16 protein-coding genes are annotated in these 18,452 nt (G+C 59.4%); 6 read left to right on the top strand and 10 right to left on the bottom strand.

The genetic code is table 11. From position 1 onward, the window contains the following. Positions 1–409: 409 nt before the first annotated feature. A complete protein-coding gene (locus H145_RS0112185; protein WP_019948433.1) occupies positions 410–1,948 on the bottom strand; it encodes a YifB family Mg chelatase-like AAA ATPase in 1,539 nt (512 codons plus the stop codon). 70 nt (positions 1,949–2,018) lie between these two features. After that, positions 2,019–3,050 carry a gliding motility lipoprotein GldB gene (gene gldB / locus H145_RS0112190; RefSeq protein WP_071595178.1) on the bottom strand — a complete coding sequence of 344 codons (1,032 nt, stop codon included), beginning with the start codon at positions 3,048–3,050 and terminating at the stop codon, positions 2,019–2,021. A gap of 77 nt (positions 3,051–3,127) precedes the next feature. On the opposite strand from gldB, the gene H145_RS0112195 reads away from it, so the two are divergent. Next, on the top strand, positions 3,128–3,799 hold the full coding sequence (locus H145_RS0112195; protein WP_019948435.1) for a porin family protein: 672 nt from the start codon (positions 3,128–3,130) through the stop codon (positions 3,797–3,799). Between the two features lie 227 nt (positions 3,800–4,026). Here H145_RS0112195 and H145_RS0112200 read toward each other — a convergent pair whose 3' ends face one another. The 3 genes from H145_RS0112200 to H145_RS0112210 form a co-directional block, all read right to left on the bottom strand. After that, on the bottom strand, positions 4,027–5,634 hold the full coding sequence (locus tag H145_RS0112200; protein WP_033426196.1) for an Rne/Rng family ribonuclease: 1,608 nt from the start codon (positions 5,632–5,634) through the stop codon (positions 4,027–4,029). Positions 5,635–6,045: 411 nt separating this feature from the next. Next, positions 6,046–6,969, bottom strand: coding sequence for a tetratricopeptide repeat protein (locus H145_RS0112205; protein WP_033426197.1), 924 nt, complete (start codon positions 6,967–6,969; stop codon positions 6,046–6,048). A 93-nt stretch (positions 6,970–7,062) separates the two neighbouring features. Continuing rightward, the gene (locus H145_RS0112210; protein WP_019948438.1) at positions 7,063–7,365 is read right to left on the bottom strand and encodes an HU family DNA-binding protein; all 303 of its coding nucleotides are present in this window, start codon (positions 7,363–7,365) and stop codon (positions 7,063–7,065) included. Between the two features lie 194 nt (positions 7,366–7,559). Between H145_RS0112210 and mutY the strand changes: the two genes are divergently transcribed. The 4 genes from mutY to recG all read left to right on the top strand — a co-directional run bounded on the left by mutY (position 7,560) and on the right by recG (position 12,110). After that, a complete protein-coding gene (mutY, locus tag H145_RS0112215; RefSeq protein ID WP_019948439.1) occupies positions 7,560–8,660 on the top strand; it encodes an A/G-specific adenine glycosylase in 1,101 nt (366 codons plus the stop codon). A 96-nt stretch (positions 8,661–8,756) separates the two neighbouring features. After that, entirely contained in the window at positions 8,757–9,182 is a 426-nt protein-coding gene (locus tag H145_RS0112220; protein WP_019948440.1) for a single-stranded DNA-binding protein, read from the top strand. A gap of 127 nt (positions 9,183–9,309) precedes the next feature. Then, positions 9,310–9,906: a gliding motility lipoprotein GldD gene (gene gldD / locus H145_RS0112225; RefSeq protein WP_019948441.1), complete on the top strand. Its 597-nt coding sequence runs from the start codon at positions 9,310–9,312 to the stop codon at positions 9,904–9,906. Positions 9,907–10,013: 107 nt separating this feature from the next. Beyond that, positions 10,014–12,110 (top strand): ATP-dependent DNA helicase RecG, encoded by a 2,097-nt coding sequence (recG, locus tag H145_RS0112230; RefSeq protein ID WP_019948442.1) that lies wholly within the window; start codon positions 10,014–10,016, stop codon positions 12,108–12,110. Between the two features lie 72 nt (positions 12,111–12,182). Here recG and H145_RS0112235 read toward each other — a convergent pair whose 3' ends face one another. Then, a complete protein-coding gene (locus tag H145_RS0112235; RefSeq protein WP_157541492.1) occupies positions 12,183–12,407 on the bottom strand; it encodes a hypothetical protein in 225 nt (74 codons plus the stop codon). A 372-nt stretch (positions 12,408–12,779) separates the two neighbouring features. Here H145_RS0112235 and H145_RS0112240 point away from each other — a divergent pair, with 372 nt between their 5' ends. Next, positions 12,780–14,228, top strand: coding sequence for a hypothetical protein (locus tag H145_RS0112240; RefSeq protein ID WP_019948444.1), 1,449 nt, complete (start codon positions 12,780–12,782; stop codon positions 14,226–14,228). Positions 14,229–14,403: 175 nt separating this feature from the next. On the opposite strand, the gene H145_RS0112245 is transcribed toward H145_RS0112240, so the two are convergent. The 4 genes from H145_RS0112245 to H145_RS23355 all read right to left on the bottom strand — a co-directional run bounded on the left by H145_RS0112245 (position 14,404) and on the right by H145_RS23355 (position 18,420). Continuing rightward, on the bottom strand, positions 14,404–15,828 hold the full coding sequence (locus tag H145_RS0112245; RefSeq protein ID WP_019948445.1) for a Glu/Leu/Phe/Val family dehydrogenase: 1,425 nt from the start codon (positions 15,826–15,828) through the stop codon (positions 14,404–14,406). A gap of 211 nt (positions 15,829–16,039) precedes the next feature. Further along, positions 16,040–17,827, bottom strand: a complete 1,788-nt coding sequence (locus H145_RS0112250) for an acyl-CoA dehydrogenase family protein (protein ID WP_019948446.1) — start codon at positions 17,825–17,827, stop codon at positions 16,040–16,042. 187 nt (positions 17,828–18,014) lie between these two features. Continuing rightward, on the bottom strand, positions 18,015–18,230 hold the full coding sequence (locus tag H145_RS23350) for a type II toxin-antitoxin system HicB family antitoxin (protein ID WP_071595179.1): 216 nt from the start codon (positions 18,228–18,230) through the stop codon (positions 18,015–18,017). A gap of 1 nt (position 18,231) precedes the next feature. After that, positions 18,232–18,420 carry a type II toxin-antitoxin system HicA family toxin gene (locus H145_RS23355; protein WP_019948447.1) on the bottom strand — a complete coding sequence of 63 codons (189 nt, stop codon included), beginning with the start codon at positions 18,418–18,420 and terminating at the stop codon, positions 18,232–18,234. Positions 18,421–18,452: the final 32 nt, after the last annotated feature.

Below are 18,452 nucleotides of genomic sequence, written 5' to 3' on the forward strand. Positions count from 1 at the left end.
ATTCACACGTGTCCAGAAGGCCTTCAGCAATACTAAGGCGTCGTTTCAGCCAGCGCCCGCAGCCAGCCCCACCGGGTCGCGGAACCGCAGCCCGAACACCTCCCGCTCCAGGTTGGAGTGCTGAAAGTCGTAGAGGCCGCGCAGCAGCACCTGCCCCCGGCAGCTGGTAGGCCCGCTTCAGGTTGTCGAATACTAGGTGGTGCGTCTTCTCCGCATCGAGCCTAAACAGCAGCGGTTTGACGATGGCGTGGTACATGCGGTGAGATGGTGAGATGGTGAGGTGGTGAAATGGTGAGTTGATGTTTTGAGGGCCCAAGGGCCCAGGCATTATTGAGGTGAATCTGACTCCCGCGGCCCATTTGCGCCGGTAGGCCTGCGGAACGTCAACTCACCATTTCACCACCTCACCTCATCCCGCCCAGCCTTCGCGGTCGAGGCTGCGGTACTGGATGGCTTCGGCCAGGTGGGGCAGCTCGATGTGTTCGGCGGCGGCTAGGTCGGCAATGGTGCGGGCTACTTTGAGGATGCGGTCGTAGGCGCGGGCCGAGAGGCCGAGGCGCTCCATAGCCGTTTTCAGCAGCGTGCGGCCGGCCTCGTCGATGCGGCAGATGTCCTTCACCATCTGCGAAGGCATGAGGGCGTTGGAATGGATTTCGGGGAAGTCGGCGAAGCGGGCGGCCTGGCGCTGGCGGGCCTCGGCCACCCGGGCCTGCACGGTGCGGCTGTCCTCGGCGCGGCGCGTTTCGGTCATCTGGTCGAACGTGACAGGCGTTACTTCAACGTGCAAATCAATCCGGTCGAGCAGCGGGCCGCTTACTTTGTTGAGGTAGCGCTGCACCACGCCGGGGCCGCACACGCACTCCTTTTCGGGGTGGTTGTAGTAGCCGCACGGGCAGGGGTTCATGCTCGCAATCAGCATGAAGTTGGCCGGGAACTCGATGCTGAGCTTGGCCCGCGCAATGGTTACACGGCGCTCCTCCAGCGGCTGGCGCATCACTTCCAGCACCGTGCGCTTGAACTCGGGCAGCTCATCCAGAAACAACACGCCGTTGTGGGCCAGCGAGATTTCGCCCGGCTGCGGGTTGCTGCCGCCGCCCACCAGCGCCACGTCGGAAATGGTGTGGTGCGGCGCCCGAAACGGCCGGGTGTGGATAAGCGAGGCGTGGCTGCCGAGCTTGCCGGCCACCGAATGAATCTTGGTCGTTTCCAGCGCCTCCTGCATGTTCAGCAGGGGCAGAATGCTGGGCAGGCGCTTGGCCAGCATGGTTTTGCCCGCGCCGGGCGGGCCAATCATAATCACGTTGTGGCCCCCGGCGGCGGCAATTTCCAAGGCCCGCTTGATGTTCTCCTGGCCCTGTACGTCGGCGAAGTCGGCCTCGTACTGGTTGGCGGTTTGCTGAAACAGGTCGCGGGTGCTCACCACGACCGGCGCAATTTCCTGCCGGCCCTCCAGAAAGTCGACGGCCTCCTGCATGGTGCCCACCGGAATGATGTCGAGGCTATTGACAATGGCGGCCTCCTGGGCATTTTCGCGGGGCAGAATCAAGCCCTTGAAGCCTTCCTTGCGGGCCTGAATGGCAATCGGCAGCACGCCCTTTATCGGCCGCAGCCCGCCATCCAGCGCCAGCTCGCCCATAATCACGTAATCGGCCAGCCGCTCGGTATCCAGCTGCTGCGAGGCGTGCAGGATGCCCAGCGCGATGGGCAGGTCGTAGGCTGAGCCTTCCTTACGGATATCGGCCGGGGCCATGTTCACGACCACCTTGGTGCGCGGCATACGGTAACCCCGAAACTTGAGGGCCGCTTCCACCCGCTGCTGGCTTTCCTTGATGGCGTTATCGGGCAGGCCCACCACGAAAAACCCGGTTCCCTGCGACACGACCACTTCAATCGTAATCGTGTAGGCATTCACGCCCTGCACGGCCGAGCCAAAGGTTTTCGTGAGCATGGGGCGGAGAAATTAACGGTTGAAAGTCGCGGAGCGTTAATTTCCACTTTTAATCCCTAATTCCAAGCGCTCAGCTATTTACCCGGCCGCTGTTCACCTTGGGCCGGTAGCGCGACTGATTGAGGATGCGCTGGGCGTCCTTTTCGGCCATAAGCTGGGGCAGCGTCACCTTGGGGTTTTCGGCCATGTACTTGCGCACAATCTGCCAGCCCAGCCAGGCCCCCACCCGGCCGGGGGCCGTTTTGTCGATTTCCGGAATGTTGGGCCGCTCGCCGATGTACTTCTGGACGGTGAACGGGGCGGTGCTATAGAGCAGGTTCTTCTCGATGAAATGGGCCCAGATTTTTCCCTCGTTGAACTCGACGCCGGCCATTTCGGCGTCGGTGTAGCCCATTAGCAGCGAGTCGGGCGTGCAGGGCAGCATCTGCTGGGCGAAATACAGGGCTTTGCCGAAGTGGACCATCTCGCCGAGCATGGTCTGGCCGGCGGCGGGCTTCTGGTTGTACTTGGTGCTGATGGCCAGCGCCACGCCCGGCAGCAGGTGCTCGGGCGTGTAGCGCCGCTGAATGTAGGCCGGTACGTTGGGCCGGTACGCCGCTGTGGGCCCCACAAAGTAGTCGGTGCTGATAACAATCAGGCTGTCATTGACAAACAAATCCTGGCTCAGCCCGCTCACGAAGGTTCGCACGGGCGGCACCCGGAAGCCGGGGTAGTAGTAGCGCACGTGCTGGAACAGCTGCGTCAGGTTTTGCTGCAGCTGCGGGCCGCGGAAGGTGCTGTCGGCCTGGGCACCGAGCTTCTGCAGGCCGACGTTGGTGGCCAGCCGGGCCAGCGTGGCGCTCAGCACGCCCGGCGGGTACTGCCCGGCCTGCAGAAACTGCCGCGCAAACAGCCCGTGCTGCTGCAGAAACTGGTCGGCGTCGGCCGCAGTTTTCAGCTTGAAGAAGGGCTTTTCGAGTCGTTCGAGCTTGACGGGCGCCTGCACTTTGGCCACCTCGGGGCTGAGCTCGCACTGGTCGTCGTTCTTCGAGCAGGCTCCCAGGCTCAGGCCGGCGGCCAGCGCCAGCAGCGGAAACAGACGCAAACGGGCAGAAATAGGCATCGTGGTTCTATCTTTGAATCAAAAGTAGCCAAATCTGCCGGCCCCCGGCGCTTCCTCACCGCTTTTCCGCTTCTGCCATGAAAAAGGTTCTGCTCGCCCTCGTTATCAGCGCCGCCACGTTCGGTACGGCTTCCGCCCAGGTCGAAATCGGCCTCAAGGTGTCGCCCTCCGTCACCAGCCTGCGCGCTGCCTCGCCCAACGGGGACAAGCTCAAGGATGAAAGCCCCAAGCTCAGCCTCGGCGGCGGCCTCATCGTCGATTACTTCTTCGGCCAGAACTACGCCTTCAGCACCGGCCTGGAGCTGGTGGGCAAGGGCGGCAAGCTCAGCTACTACGATGACAACAGCCAGCGGCGCTACGAGCAGAAACTGGGCCTGCAGTACCTGCAGGTGCCGCTCACGGTGAAGCTGTTCACCAACGATGTGGCCGAGGATACCAAGGTGTACTTCCAACTCGGCGCAGCGGTGGGCGGCGTAATCGGGGCCCGCGTCGATGGCGACAAGTACTACACCAGCCCCGTAAGCGGCAACCGCACCAAGGCCACCAAGCACGTCATCATCCCCGATGCCAACCTGCGCCTCGGAGCCGGCATCGAGCGGCAGCTAGGCCAGAGCACGCGCTTTCTGGCCGGCATCAGCTACCATCGCGGCCTGCTCAACATCGACAAGTACTTCGAAAAGAACCTGGGCATCCGGGACGCCGAACTGAAGAACAGCGAGTTCGCGCTGGACCTGGGCATTAAGTTTTAGAGGTTCAGAAACGGGTGTCATTCTGAGCGCAGCGAAGAATCTCGCGTGCCAAAGTAATTTCTTACGACAGATTTGCCATTGCACGCGAGATTCTTCGCGCTACTCAGAATGACATTCTCCCCGTACCAACCTCAACGAAAAACCCCCGCGTTGCTCTGAGCAGCGCGGGGGTTTCTTCTATCAGGAGGAGTTTTTTTCGCAGAAAAAATCCGTCAGTTATCTATTATCTATTCAACTATTTCCAATTCCCGGTCCTGCAACCGGCTCATGGCCGCCGCGGCCGAATGCAGCTCGATTTCCTCGCCGTTTTCGTCCTCGATGCGGTATTCGGTGAGACCCATGCTGGTGTCTTTCATCACCTTTACCCACTTGTAATACTTCAGGTACCACTTCATCTGGCGGCTTACCAACCCTTTGGTGTAGTAGGCGTGCAGGAAAGGGTGCACTGAAAGCGTAATACCCGACTGGTTTTGAGCTACCAGCAGGTCGTCGATGCTGTTGTCGATTTCGTCCGTCACGAGGATGGAAGCCGAAATCTTGCCCGTACCGCCGCAGGTGGGGCACACCTCGCCGGTTACAATGGCTTCGGCCGGCCGCACGCGCTGCCGGGTAATCTGAAGCAGGCCAAACTTGGTGATGGGCAGGATGGTATACCGGGCCTTGTCGTGTTTCATCACGCTGTGCACCGCATCCTCCACCTTCTTGCGGCTCTCGGCCGATTTCATATCGATGAAATCGACGACGATGATACCGCCCATGTCGCGCAGCCGGAGCTGGCGGGCTACTTCCTTGGCGGCCGCAAGGTTCACGGCTAGGGCCGTGGCCTCCTGGTCGCCTTCCTGGTTGCTCTTGTTTCCCGAGTTCACGTCGATGACGTGCAGGGCCTCGGTGTGCTCGATAACCAAGTAACCGCCGCCGGGGGCCGTTACGGCCTTGCCAAACAGCGTTTTGAGTTGCTTCTCGATGCCGTGCTGCTCAAACACTTTCACCTTGCCGGTGTGGAGCTTCAGCAGCCCGAGCTTGTCGGGGGCAATCTGTTGCAGGTAGCTGCGCATTTCCTCGTACAGGGCCGGCGAGTCCACGGTAATGGCATCGAACGACTCGTTGAGCATGTCGCGCAGCATGGACGAAGTGCGGCCCAGCTCGCCCAGAATCTTGTCGTTGGGCTTGCCCACCCGCAGATTCTCGGCCAGCGTGTTCCACTTCTCGGTCATGTTCTGCATGTCTCGGTCTAGCTCGGCCACCTCGCGGCCTTCGGCCACGGTGCGGATAATCACGCCAAAATTGTCGGGCTTGATGGAGGCAATCAGGCGTTTAAGCCGGTCCCGCTCCGTGCGGCTGACAATCTTTTTGGACACGCTGATGGTGTTGGAAAACGGCACCAGCACCAGATACCGGCCGGCCATCGAAATATCGGTGGACAGGCGCGGGCCTTTGGTGGAAATCGGCTCCTTCACAATCTGGACCACCAGTTGCTGGCCCTTCTTGAGTACGGTGTCGATTTTCCCTACTTTGTCGAGGGGCGCTTCAAACTGGAAGTTTTTCAGCGTCCCGACGGTAATTTTCTGCGATTGAACGCCCTTGCCCCACTTTACGAGCGAGGGGAAACTCTCCCCCAGGTCGCCGTAGTGCAGAAAGGCGTCTTTTTGATACCCGATGTCGATGAACGCGGCGTTCAGACCGGGCATAACTTTCTTGACCGTGCCCAGGAAAATGTCACCCACTGAGTAAGCGGTGTCGTTGCGGTCGAAATGGTATTCGATGAGCCGCTTGTCCTGAAGCAAGGCAATCCGTTCTCCGTCCTGAGTAGAATTAATGATTAATTCGTTACTCAATGGATTAAGCGGTTAGGAAGGTGCTCCTGATTGATTTCAGCAAACGCCCCGGCCCCGAAACCCGCAAAGGGAAGCCGGCGCAAATGGGCGCCAGCTTCCCTCAGGAGCCTTGGGGAAAGCACGTTTCTGACCATCGGAAGAACCTAAGTGAGAAATAGACAGGCGCTTTTCAGCTGAAAAGCGCCGTCGGCAAACCCCGCGGGGGCTTACTTCTTCTTGTGACGGTTCTTGCGCAGACGCTTCTTCCGCTTGTGAGTAGCAATCTTATGACGCTTTCTTTTTTTACCGCAAGGCATGTTGTTGGGGTTAAGTGGTTGATTATTTGTTTTTGGTGATTGGTTTATGGTTTTTGGCTTTCAGGTCAGGCCTGTTAGGCCAAAAACCATAAACCATCCACCAAAAACCAACAGGTTACTGGAGTTTCTGCAGCTGCTCATCTACCGACGCCGCCAATGACGGGTCGGAGCTGATGCTTTTGGCGGCCAGGAAGGCTTTGCGGGCCTCCTGCTTCGCGCCCGTCTGGGCTAACGAAACGCCAAGATAGAACTGCGCGTTGACGTTTTTCGGATTGACTTCGGTCAGTTCCTTGAAACGCTCGGCCGCTTTATCGTACTGATTGCTCTGAACGGCCAGTAAACCAAGGTTATAGAGCGCATTCTCGTTGCGGGGGTCGGCCGCCAAAACTTCCCGCAACAGCGAGATGCCCTTCACCGGATTCTCAGACGACATGTAGGCCATGCCGAGGTTGGTTTTGGCATTCAGGTTGTCGGGGTTGTTTTTGAGCACCCGCTCGTACAGCTCGCGGCACTTGGCGCCCAGCAGTTTCTGCCGGGCCTCGGTGGTAGCAAAGCTGTAGGCCTCGTAGTACTGGTCGGCGGCGCGCTGGAAAGCCTGTTCGCCGGGGCGTACCAAAGCAATCTGCTCCAGGTAGTAGCCGGCGCTGTCGAAGCGCTCCACCTTCTTATACTTTTCGGCCAGCTCGCGGGCCACGCTCAGCTTCGCGCCTATGTCCTGCGTAGCCGTGTACTTAGCCACCAGCGTGCTGATTTCCTTTCGCTGGGCGGCGGGCATCGTCATGTGGGGCTGTTCGGCGGTTGGGCCGTTGGGCTCGTCGTGGCTGCCGGCCGGGTGGCCGTGCTCGTCGAGCTCGCCCACGTTGGGCGCGGCAGCGCCCTGGTCGCGGTTGGCGGTGGCGGCCCCGTCCTGGGCCAGCGTGGGCTGGCCGTCCTTGGGTTTCACAATCACCTTCGGCAGCAGAAACAAGCCGGCGACCAGGGCCAGGGCCAAAGCCAGAATCAGAAGTTGATGCTTGGAAGAAGAAGTGCTAACGGCCATGGGCAGGGCGGAAATAAGGACCGGCCGCCGGGGTTTCCTGTGTCGAAAGGAAGTTTCGGCGGCCGGGCCGGCAACGGAAAGGCTGAACTCCGCTTAGGCGGCCATCTCCTTGATTTTCTTGCTGTTTTTGATTTTACCGATGAAGGTCTTCGAAGGCTTGAAGCTCGGGATGTAGTGCTCGTCGATGATGATGGACGTGTTTTTCGAGATGTTGCGGGCTACTTTCTTCGCGCGCTTCTTGTTTACAAACGAGCCGAAGCCGCGCACGTAAATGTTGTTGCCGTCGGCCATCGAGTCTTTTACGACCTTGAAGAAGGCTTCTACGGTAGCCGAAACGTCGGCTTTCTCGATGCCGGTCTTGTCGGCAATTTCGGCAATTACTTCTGCTTTAGTCACGGGTAAGTGTACTAAGGGTGAAAAAAAAAGGGTTGGCAGCGGGTGCCGTCCTGAGAACGTAAGCACTTGCCCGGTAAGAGTTTGCCCACGTTTTAAGGGCCACAAAGGTAGCCCCCTTTTTTTGGATTACAAACCGTTGCCCTACAATCCGGCTTTTACCCCCGCCTTCATTCAACTAATTATATATCAAAAACTTGACCTTCTCTCCTGCTCCATCCACAACGCCGGATTCCTATTCCTGGTTTGCCCACGCCCTGCTGGCCTGGTACCCGCGCCACCGCCGCGACCTGCCCTGGCGCCACACCCGCGACCCGTATCTGATCTGGCTATCGGAGGTGATTCTGCAGCAAACCCGCGTGAAGCAGGGCTTGCCCTACTACCTGACCTTCAGCCAGAACTACCCCACCGTGCAGGCCCTGGCCGCCGCCCCGCCCGATGAGGTGCTGCGCCACTGGCAGGGCCTGGGCTACTACTCGCGGGCCCGCAACATGCACCACACCGCCCAGCAGGTAGTGAGCGAGTTCGGCGGCCAATTCCCCGGCTCTTACACCGAACTTTTGCAGCTCAAAGGCGTGGGCCAGTACACGGCCGCCGCCGTGGCCTCCTTTGCCTACGACGAGCAGGTGGCCGTGCTCGATGGCAACGTGTTTCGGGTGCTGGCGCGGGTGTTCGGCCTGGCCCATGATATTGCCGCGCCCGCCAGCCGCAGGAAGTTTCAGCAGCTGGCCGACCAGCTGATTCCGGCCGAGCACCCGGCCGAGTTCAACCAGGCCATTATGGAGTTTGGGGCCCTGCAATGCACGCCCGCCAAGCCCGACTGTATGTTCTGCCCGCTGCAAAGCCGCTGCTTTGCCTTCCAGCATGGGCTGGTGGCCGAGCTGCCGGTGAAAAGCAAGGCCAAGGCCGCCCGCATCCGCTACTTCCACTACCTAGTGCTGCGCCACGCCGATACGGTGTACCTGCGCAAGCGCGGCCCCAAGGACATCTGGGAAGGCCTCTACGACTTTGCCCTGCACGAAACTGAGTCGGCTGATTTAACTGGGGCCGAGTTGCTGGCCGCCGTGGAGCAGCTGGGCGGCCGCGTGGCCACCGACCGGGCCGAGGAGCCTGCCGTAGCCGCCCGCCACGTGCTAAGCCACCAGAAAGTGGAGGCGCGTTTCCATGAGGTGTGGCTGGCTGAGCCGTTGCCTGATTTGGCTTCAGCGGCTGGATTGGCGGCTTACCAAAGCGCGGAAATCGAACAGTTGCCCAAATCCATCCTTATAACTAACTATATTAGCAATAAGCGCATTTAATTCGCCAATTTTCTTGGCATTTACAATATTCGTGTTTATCTTTATTGAGCTGAAAGGCAATCTGTCACCAAGCTTAATCACTTCAATCATAAACATATGGCAAGCGTCAACAAAGTTATCCTCATTGGCCACCTGGGCAAAGACCCGGAGGTGCGGCACCTGGAGGGCGGTACCACCGTCGCCAACTTCACGATGGCCACCAACGAGTACTATAAGGACAAGCAGGGCACCCGCGTCGAGCGCACCGAGTGGCACAACATTGCCGCCTGGCGCGGGCTGGCCGAGCTGGCCGAAAAGTACCTGCGCAAGGGCCAGCAGGTATACGTAGAGGGCCGCATCCGCACCCGCCAGTACCAGGACAAGGACAACCAGACCCGCTACGTCACCGAAATCGTGGCCGAGGAAATTTCCCTCCTTGGTTCGCGGACCGGCGCGTCTGCCGCCCAGCCCGCCGCCACGGCCGCGGCCGAGGAGCCTGTCACCTTCCGGCAGGAGCCGGAACTGGACCAGCTGCCGTTTTAGGCCAGCCCAGGCTTACTGTTAGATACCAGAGCCCTGGCCCCGTGCCGGGGCTTTGTGCGTTTGGGCCGGCACGTTACGCCACTTTTCATCGTTACCTTTACTCGTTCATTTGTTTCATTTTTGCTGCATGGCCGTTTCCCGATTTGCTGGTTTTTGGTGCCTGGCCGCAGCCGGCCTGCTGCTGGCGGGCGGCTGCACCTCGACGCCCGACTTCACGCCCAAGCCCAAGGGCTACAACCGCATCGATTTGCCGACCCACAGCTACCAGCAGCTGGCGCCGGGCCACCCCTACACGTTCGAGTACTCGCGGGCGGCCAAAATCCTGCGCGATTCGTCGTACCTGGCCAAGCCGCACTGGATAAACGTGTACTACCCGCAGCTCAAGGCCAACGTGCAGCTCACTTACGCCGACGTGCGGGCCGACCGCCAGGGCTTCAACCGCCTGCTCGAAGACGCCCGCAAGCTCACCGGCAAGCACGAAATCAAGGCCTCGGCCATTGATGAGCGGGTGTTGCAGATGCCCGGCGGTCTGCGGGCTACCGTGTTCGAGCTGCAGGGCGAGGTGCCCAGCCAGTTTCAGTTCTACACCACCGACAGCACCCGCCACTTCCTGCGGGGGGCCCTGTACTTCCGCACCGCCACCGCCAACGACTCGCTGGCCCCGGTTATCGAGTACGTAAAGCAGGATATGGTGCACCTGCTGAACACGTTGCGTTTCAAGTGAGCTGTTAGCTAATAGCTCATAGCTGTTAGCCTTCCGCTGAGAACCAGTCGATATACCCCAACCGTGAAAAGCTAGCAGCTAATAGCTATCAGCTAACAGCTCCGATAATGAGTTTTTTTCAGACCAAGATTGAATACCTGAAGGGCGTGGGCCTGCAGCGGGCCCAGCTGCTGCAGAAGGAGCTGGGGCTGTTCACCTACGGCGACCTAATCCAGCGCTACCCCTTCCGCTACCTCGACCGCACCCAGTTCTACAACGTCGCGGATTTGCACGACGACCTACCGTACGTGCAGATAAAGGGCATTCTGCGGAACCGGGAGGTGATTGGCGAGGGCCACAAGAAGCGTATGGTGGCCAAGGTGGCCGATGCCAGCGGCGAGCTGGAGCTGGTGTGGTTCAAGGGGGTGAATTACCTGGAGAAAATCATCAAAAACCACCAGGAGTACATCGTGTTTGGCAAGCCCACGATGTTCAACGGGCGGCCCCAGATGGCCCACCCCGAAATGGAGGAAGTAACCGAGCAGAAGCCCGGCCAGAGCTTTCTGCAGCCGGTGTACAACACGTCGGAGAAGCTCAAAAACTACCATCGCGTCGACAGCAAGGCCATTGCCCGCATGATGGCCGACCTGCTGAAGCTGGCCCTGCCCCACGTGCAGGAAACCCTCTCGCCGGCCCTGATTGAGCAGTACGGGCTGATGGGCAAAGCCACGGCGCTTCAGCAAATCCACTTCCCCCAAACGCCCGATTTGCTCCAGACGGCCCGGTTCCGGCTCAAGTTCGAGGAGCTGTTCTACATCCAGCTCAAGCTGCTGCGCCAGCGCGACCAGCGCAAAGTCACGCTGGCGGGCCAGATCTTCAAGGAGGTGCCCACGCTGGTGCATTTTTACAAGAACGTGCTGCCCTTCGACCTCACCGGGGCCCAGAAACGGGTTATCCACGACATCTACAAGGATTTCTGCGCCGGCCAGCAGATGAACCGGCTGCTGCAGGGCGACGTGGGCTCGGGCAAAACCATCGTGGCTTTTATTGCCATGCTGATGGCCGCCGACAACGGGGCCCAGAGCTGCCTGATGGCGCCCACCGAAATCCTGGCCGACCAGCACTACACCGGCCTCAAGCAGTTTGCCGATTTGCTGGGCCTCAAAATTGGGCTGCTGACCGGCTCCACCCGTACGGCCGCCCGCCGGGTGCTGCACCAGCAGCTACGCGACGGAAGTATGCACATGCTGGTGGGCACCCACGCGCTGCTCGAAGACGTGGTGCAGTTCAAAAACCTGGGCCTGACCATTATGGACGAGCAGCACCGTTTCGGCGTGGCTCAGCGCTCCAAGCTCTGGCAGAAGAACCCCCACGTGATACCGCATGTGCTCGTGATGACGGCCACGCCCATCCCGCGCACGCTGGCTATGACGCTCTATGGCGACCTCGACGTATCGGTGATTGACGAGTTGCCGGCCGGCCGCAAGCCCATCGTGACAGTGCACCGTTTCGACTCGAACCGGCTGAAGGTGTTCCAGTTTCTGCGCGACCAGATAAAGCTGGGCCGGCAGGTGTACATCGTGTACCCGCTGATTGAGGAAAGCGAGGCCATGGCCGATTACAAGGACCTCATGGACGGCTACGAAAGCATCGCCCGGGCCTTCCCCGAGTTCCAGATCAGCATAGTACATGGGCGCATGACGGCCGGCGAAAAGGACGCCGAGATGCAGCGCTTCGTGCAGAACCAGACCCAGATTATGGTGGCCACCACCGTGATTGAGGTAGGCGTAAACGTGCCCAATGCCTCGGTGATGGTGATTGAAAGCACCGAGCGGTTCGGCCTCTCGCAGCTGCACCAGTTGCGTGGCCGGGTGGGCCGGGGCGCCGACCAGAGCTACTGCATTCTGATGAGCGGCTACAAGCTCAGCAAAGACTCGCGTACCCGCATCGAAACGATGGTGCGCACCAACAACGGCTTCGAAATTGCCGACATCGACCTGAAGCTGCGCGGCCCCGGCGATTTGATGGGCACCCAGCAAAGCGGCGTGCTCGACCTTTTGATTGCCGATCTGGCCAAGGACGGCCGCATTCTGAGCGAGAGCCGGGCTGCCGCCCAGGCCCTGCTGGAAGCCGACCCCAACCTGGCCCTACCCGCCAACCAGGCCATTCGTCACCACATCGAGAGCCTGCCCGCCACGGCTGTTAACTGGAGCCGAATCAGCTAAAGCGCCCGAACCGGCAGGACACAAAAAACGGCTCCCGAAGAGCCGTTGAGCGCAAGTAGTAAGTTACTTCCGTTATTCGCTGTCGGCGCTGGCGTCGCGCAACAGATGCCACGAGCGGAATTTGCCGGTTTCCGAAGCTGCCTCACCCGTTGCTTTATGCATGGTGGCAGTATGCACCGGAATTATCCACAGCGGCTCGTTGGTTTGGTCGGATTTGGCTGGGTCAGCAGAGGTAGTGTTGAGTTTCCCGACAATAACAAGGGCAATCATTAAAGCAAAGCGGAGTAAAGATTTCATAAGGCAATTAAACTTTGGGTAAGCGAAAAATATGAGCTAACAAGAACTGCTCCGGCGCAGGTACAGAATTCGGGGCTTGCTCTGTTTTGGGCTGTTAAACCCGATTTGAGCCAGAGAAAGAATCCATATTCTGTGGCGCGGCTCTACCCGGGCGTTGGGCGGGCTAGGGGTCGGCGGCCATTAAAACGAAAGCCCCCGTGGGAGGTTGCCTTTCGGGCTGCAAAATTAGTTCCTTTGTTGGCTAATACCTAGCTAAGGCTTTTATAATCTTGCAGATATATGGTGCGAATTTGTTCAGCTGAAAGTTAGGTACCTTTGAAGAGTACAACTTTACGGGCTACGGCTCGTTGCGTTATAAAGTTTTCACTGCCCGTGCGTTTTTCCTTTCTACTTGCCGCCGGCCTCGCGCTGGCCACTCTGGCTTACCACCCGGCTTCGGCCCAGCGCGTAAAATCGGCTGCCTTCAGCTACCTGCCCGAAACCACCACCGACAGCTACAACCAGCGCGTGCGCCGCAAAACGCTGCCGCTGCCCGATGGTGGCTTTCTGATTCTGGCCCATCAGGCCGCCAGCCAGTACGCCGTGGAGCGCTACGATGCCGACCTGAAACGCCGCTGGAGCACCACCCTGCCGCTGGCCGCCGGCGAAGTCGTGGATGGTTTCAACCACAGCAGCGAGCAGGCCACGGTAGTCGTTCACCAGAACGCGGCGGGCACCCAGCGCCTGGTAGCCTATACCATCGGGCTGGCCGATGGCCGCAAGAGTCCGGCCCAAAAACTGGTGGAGGCCAATACCCGCGACCGGCGCCCCGGCGTGGCCTTCTCGCCCGATGGCAGCCGGCTGGTGGCCTGGCGCTACCTCACCCAAAGCAACCAGATAAAAGCCATCAGCGCCAGCGTGTATGATGAAAAGCTGCAGAAGCTAAAGGACCGCACCTACGATTTTCACGATCAGGGCGACTTTTTCTCCGTGACGGTGCACGTGGGCAACGACGGCACGCAGTTCGTGACGCTGGCCGGCGACCAGATGAAGAAGCTCAGCGTGCGTCGCTACCGCAACGACTCGCCCGATGTGAAGGTGATGTCGGTATCGGTGGGTGGCACGTTTGGGGGCAAAGTGGTCAACATCTTCGATTCGCGCTTCGTGCTGCGGCCCGATAACACGCTGTACGCCGCCGCCATCTGCAACGAGCGGGCTACCGGCCTCTACCACAGCCTCAAGCTGGTGAAATTTGACTTCGCGGGCGAAAGCGACATGAAGTTTGCCCCGGAAATTATGCTCAATGCCGATTATCTGGCCGAGGTGAACAAGGCTGTGGGCGGCGCGCCCGCCAAGCGCCTCGAAGACGTGTACCTGACCGATGTGCTGCTCACCGACGACAAGCAGGTGGTGGTGCTGGCCGAGAAGAAGTACGAGGAAGGCGGTGAAAACTCGCCCGGCCACACCCGCGAGTTGCACCTGTTCGGCTACAACGAATTCCTGACGCCGAGCTGGCGCAGCATCGTGGCCAAAGACCAGGTGGCGCCCGCTGCCGAAGGCTACAGTAGCATTGGCTACCGCGCCGCCACATTCGGCTCCGAGGTGCAGTTGCTCACCTGGGAGAAGCTCAAGGGCAAATCCGACCTCTACCTGCGCCGCCTAGACGTGGCTACCGGCGTGGTAAGCGCCCCGAAAGGACTGGGCCTGAACGTAGCGGCCGACCAAAACCTAGCCTACGTGAAGGACTTCACAACCTGGCTCGACCCCAAAACCATCATCGGCGTCAGCCGCCCCAGCAAGAAATCGGCAGCCCTGATGCTCAACAAGATAGTATTGAAGTAAGGATCACGGATTAGCACGGATTTTAACGGATTGCACGGATTGCACGGATTGCACGGATTTTGTAGACGAGACCCTGTTTCAAGTTAGTTCAAAAGAGAAAGCGCCCCTTCCCAAAAATGTGGAAAAGGGCGCTAACAGCTAACAGCTAACAGCTAACAGCTAACAGCTAACAATATTACGGGAAGATGCCGAGCGACTGGTAGCTGACGCCGATTTTCTCAATGGCGCTGTAGAAGGCGGCCGTGCGCATGTCGGTGATGCCGGGCACCTCGTCCATCACCTTGCGGATAGACTGGTAGGCGGTAATCATCGTGTCTTCGAGGCCCGAATGCACGAGGTCGATTTCGTCGGCGCCATGGATGATGGACTGCCTCTCCTCCTCGGAAACTGTGCGGCCGGTAGTGCGCTCGATGGTGGCTACCAGGCGGCGCATGGCGCCTTCCTCAGCCCGCTTGCCCATGCGCCCGAAGCGCACGTTCGATAGGTTTTTCAGCCATTCGAAGTACGATACCGTTACGCCACCGGCGTTCAGGTAGAGGTCGGGCAGAATCAGGATGCCGCGCTCCAGTAGGATTTTCTCGGCCGGCTGGGTGGTAGGGCCGTTGGCTCCTTCGGCTACAATTTTGGCCTTGACTTTGGCCGCGTTGCCCTCGTGAATCTGGTTTTCCAGCGCGGCGGGCAGCAGCACGTCGCACTCGTATTCGAGCAATTCCAGCGAGTCTTCCAGGTCTTTGGCCCCCTCGAAGCCCAGGATTGAACCCGTATCCTGGCGGTGCTTGAACACGGCGGGTACGTCGAGGCCCTTTTCGTTGTAGATACCGCCTTCGCGCTCGGCAATGCCCACGATGAGCGCCCCGGCTTTATGGCAGAAGTTGGCGGCGTGGTAGCCCACATTGCCCAGGCCCTGCACGATAATCTTCTTGCCTTCGATGCCCGGCAACAGACCTGCCTTTTTGGTCATCACCTCATCCATCAGCATTTCGCGCAGCCCGAAGAACACGCCCAGGCCGGTAGCCTCGGTCCGGCCCCGGATACCGCCCTGGCCTACGGGTTTGCCCGTTACACAGCCCAGCGCGTTGGTGTCGCCGTACTTGAAGGTCATGTAGGTATCGGCAATCCAAGCCATTTCGCGGCCGCTGGTGCCGTAATCGGGCGCGGGCACGTCCATGCCGGGGCCAATCAGGTTTTTCTTGATCAACTCGCTGGCGTAGCGGCGCGTCACGCGCTCCAGCGTCTGCACCGAGGTTTCGCGCGGGTTGATTTTGACGCCGCCCTTGGCGCCGCCGAACGGCACGTCGACGAGCGCGCACTTGAACGTCATCAGCGTGGCCAGGGCCATCACCTCGTCTTCATCCACGTGCATGCTGAAGCGGATGCCACCTTTGCTGGGCAGCTTGTGGTGACTGTGCTGCACCCGGATGCCCTCGAACACCTGCACGTGGCCGTCCACTTCCACCGGAAAGTTGACCTTGTAGATGCTGTTGCAGGTTCGAATCTGGGCGATGATGCCGGGGTCCAGCTTCGAGAAGCTGGCCGCATGATCGTAGAACTGCAGGACGCTGTCGTAGAACGCCTTGCCCTTCGCTTGCTCGTTGGCCATAATCGGAAAGAAAAATGGGTGGGATAGTAACCTCCGCAAACGGCAGATCCGGCCGCCGCGTTGTGCGAGGCCCGTAAGCTAGTCAAAAGAAACAGCCGCCCCCAATCCGGGAGCGGCTGTTTCGTTACTTCTGCCCGCCGATTTGTGGCGGGACTAGGCTAAAGCCAATGAATCTGCTTAATCAGCGAAAAATCAGCGCTACTCTGTGGTTCTAGAAAGCGTACTCATTGGCGGCAATCAGCACGTCGGCAATGCGGCGGCGGGCCTCTTTGGCGTTGAACAGGTCGGCTTTGGTAAAGCGCTTGAGGCCCATGGCCAGCAGGCGCTGCTCGTCGCCCTCCGTCATGGAGGCAATTGCGTCCTTGCCGGCTTTATTCACCTGGTCCACGGTATCGTAGAGGTATACGCGGGCCATGTCCATCTGCACCGATAGGGCTTCCTCACCTTTGGCCGTGGCCTCTTTTTCCACGCGCAGCAGCACGCTTTCGGCGGTGTACACCTTGATGGCCATGTCGGCAATGTTCATCAGCACCTCCTGCTCCTTGGCCAGCGAGTTCATGTACTTCTGCACCGCGGTGCCGGCTACCATCAGAATAGCCTTTTTCAGCTTACCAATGGTCTTTTTCTCGGCGGCGAACAGGCCGGTTTCCTCCTCCAGGTTGAAGTCGGGAATGGCCATCAGTTCCTGCTGCACGGCCTGGGCGGGGCCCATCAGGTCCAGCTCGCCCTTCATGGCCTTCTTCAGAATCATATCAACGGCCAGCATGCGGTTGATTTCGTTCGTGCCCTCGAAAATGCGGTTGATGCGCGAGTCGCGGTAGTTGCGGTCCATCGGGTAGTCGGCCGAGAAGCCGTAGCCACCGTAAATCTGCACGCCTTCATCCACTACGTAATCAAGCACTTCCGAACCTTCTACTTTCAGGATGGCGCACTCCACGGCAAATTCGCGGGCGGCCCCCAGCAGGGCCTCGTTGTGGCTCTGGCCCTGGCTGAGCAACTCCTGTTCCATGCGGGCAATGTCCATACCGGCCCGGTAAATAGCCGACTCGACGGCGTAGATGCGGATGGCCTGCTGGGCCAGCTTGAACTTGATGGCGCCGAACTTGCTGATGGGCAGCTTGAACTGCACCCGCTCGTTGGCGTACTTCACGCTCTGCGTCGAGCACGCCTTGGTAGCGCCCAGGCAAGCGGCGGCCAGCTTGATACGACCGATGTTGAGGATGTTGAAAGCAATCAGGTGGCCCTTGCCAATCTCGCCCAGTACGGCCGATTTCGGCACTTTGGCGTCGGACAGGAACACCTGGCGAGTCGAAGAACCCTTGATACCCATCTTGTGCTCCTCGTTGCCGAGGGTCAGGCCCGGAGTATTTTTCTCCACGATGAAGCCGGTGAACTTGTCGCCGTCCACCTGGGCAAACACGATAAATACGTCGGCGAAACCACCGTTTGTAATCCACATTTTCTGGCCGTTAAGCACGTAATGCTCGCCGTCTTCGGTGGGCATGGCCTTGGTTTTGGCCCCCAGCGCATCGGAGCCCGAGCCGGGCTCGGTGAGGCAGTAGGCGCCCATCAATTCGCCGTTGGTGAGGCCAGGCAGGTACTTGGCCTTTTGCTCGTCGTTGCCGAAGTACAGGATGGGCAGCATGGCAATGCCGGTGTGGGCCGCGAAAGCCACCGGGAACGAGTGGCCCTTACCCACGCCCTCGGTCACGCGGAGCGAAGTGGGGAAGTCCATATCGAGGCCGCCGAACTGCTCGGGAATGCTCACGCCGAACAGGCCCAGCTCGCCCGATTTCTCCATCAGCCCGCGCATGAGGCCTTCCTCGTGGTTGTCGAGGCGGTCGAGCAACGGCCACACTTCCTTGTCCACGAAATCCACCGCGGTCTGGTGCATCATGTTCTGCTCCTCCGAAAAGTCGGCGGGCGTAAATACGTCCTGGGCGTTGGTTTCCTTGATAATAAACTCGCCGCCTTTTACAAGCTGGTTAGCTACTTCCATGATAGTGTGAGATTTGAAGTGGGAAATCGAAGGAGGAAATTACTCGGCTTGCCTACTACTTTAGATTAGAATGGCGGCCGTTACTCGTAGCGCAAGATAGTAAAATTTGTTATGCTTGCCGACTACTTTGTGGAAAGAAAACCCCGAAATGCCTTCCGGGGTTTTCGATTTTAGTGCTTACCGAGTCTTACGCGGCTACGGAAAGCGTCAGGGCCTGCGTAGTTGGTTCTGGAATCGGCAGCCCTTCGAGTCGCAAACCCTCGATATGAAATTCCACTCCCGCTCGAATTTGCGTTTCCGCTTCCGCTGAAGTTTCGCCAAAGGCCACGCAACCCGGCAAATCAGGCACGTAGGCTGAGTAACCGGAGTCGCTTTTTTCTACGATGACGAGGTAAGTTTTCATATCACTTGAGGCCTGCTTGTTTCAGAACGCTATTCAAGGCGCCGGGCGGTACTTCATCCGAAGGCTTATGCCCCGATAACGTAACCAAGCCGGTTTTAGTCGGATGCTTATATTGCTGATGGCTTCCCGACTGACGCACTACGCGCCAGCCATCTTCCTCAATCAGCCGCTTAAGCTCCCTGACTTTCATAGAACGGAAAAGCCATTGGCAAAGGCCTGTTT

The sequence above is a fragment of the Hymenobacter aerophilus DSM 13606 genome, assembly GCF_000382225.1.
Classification (GTDB): domain Bacteria; phylum Bacteroidota; class Bacteroidia; order Cytophagales; family Hymenobacteraceae; genus Hymenobacter; species Hymenobacter aerophilus.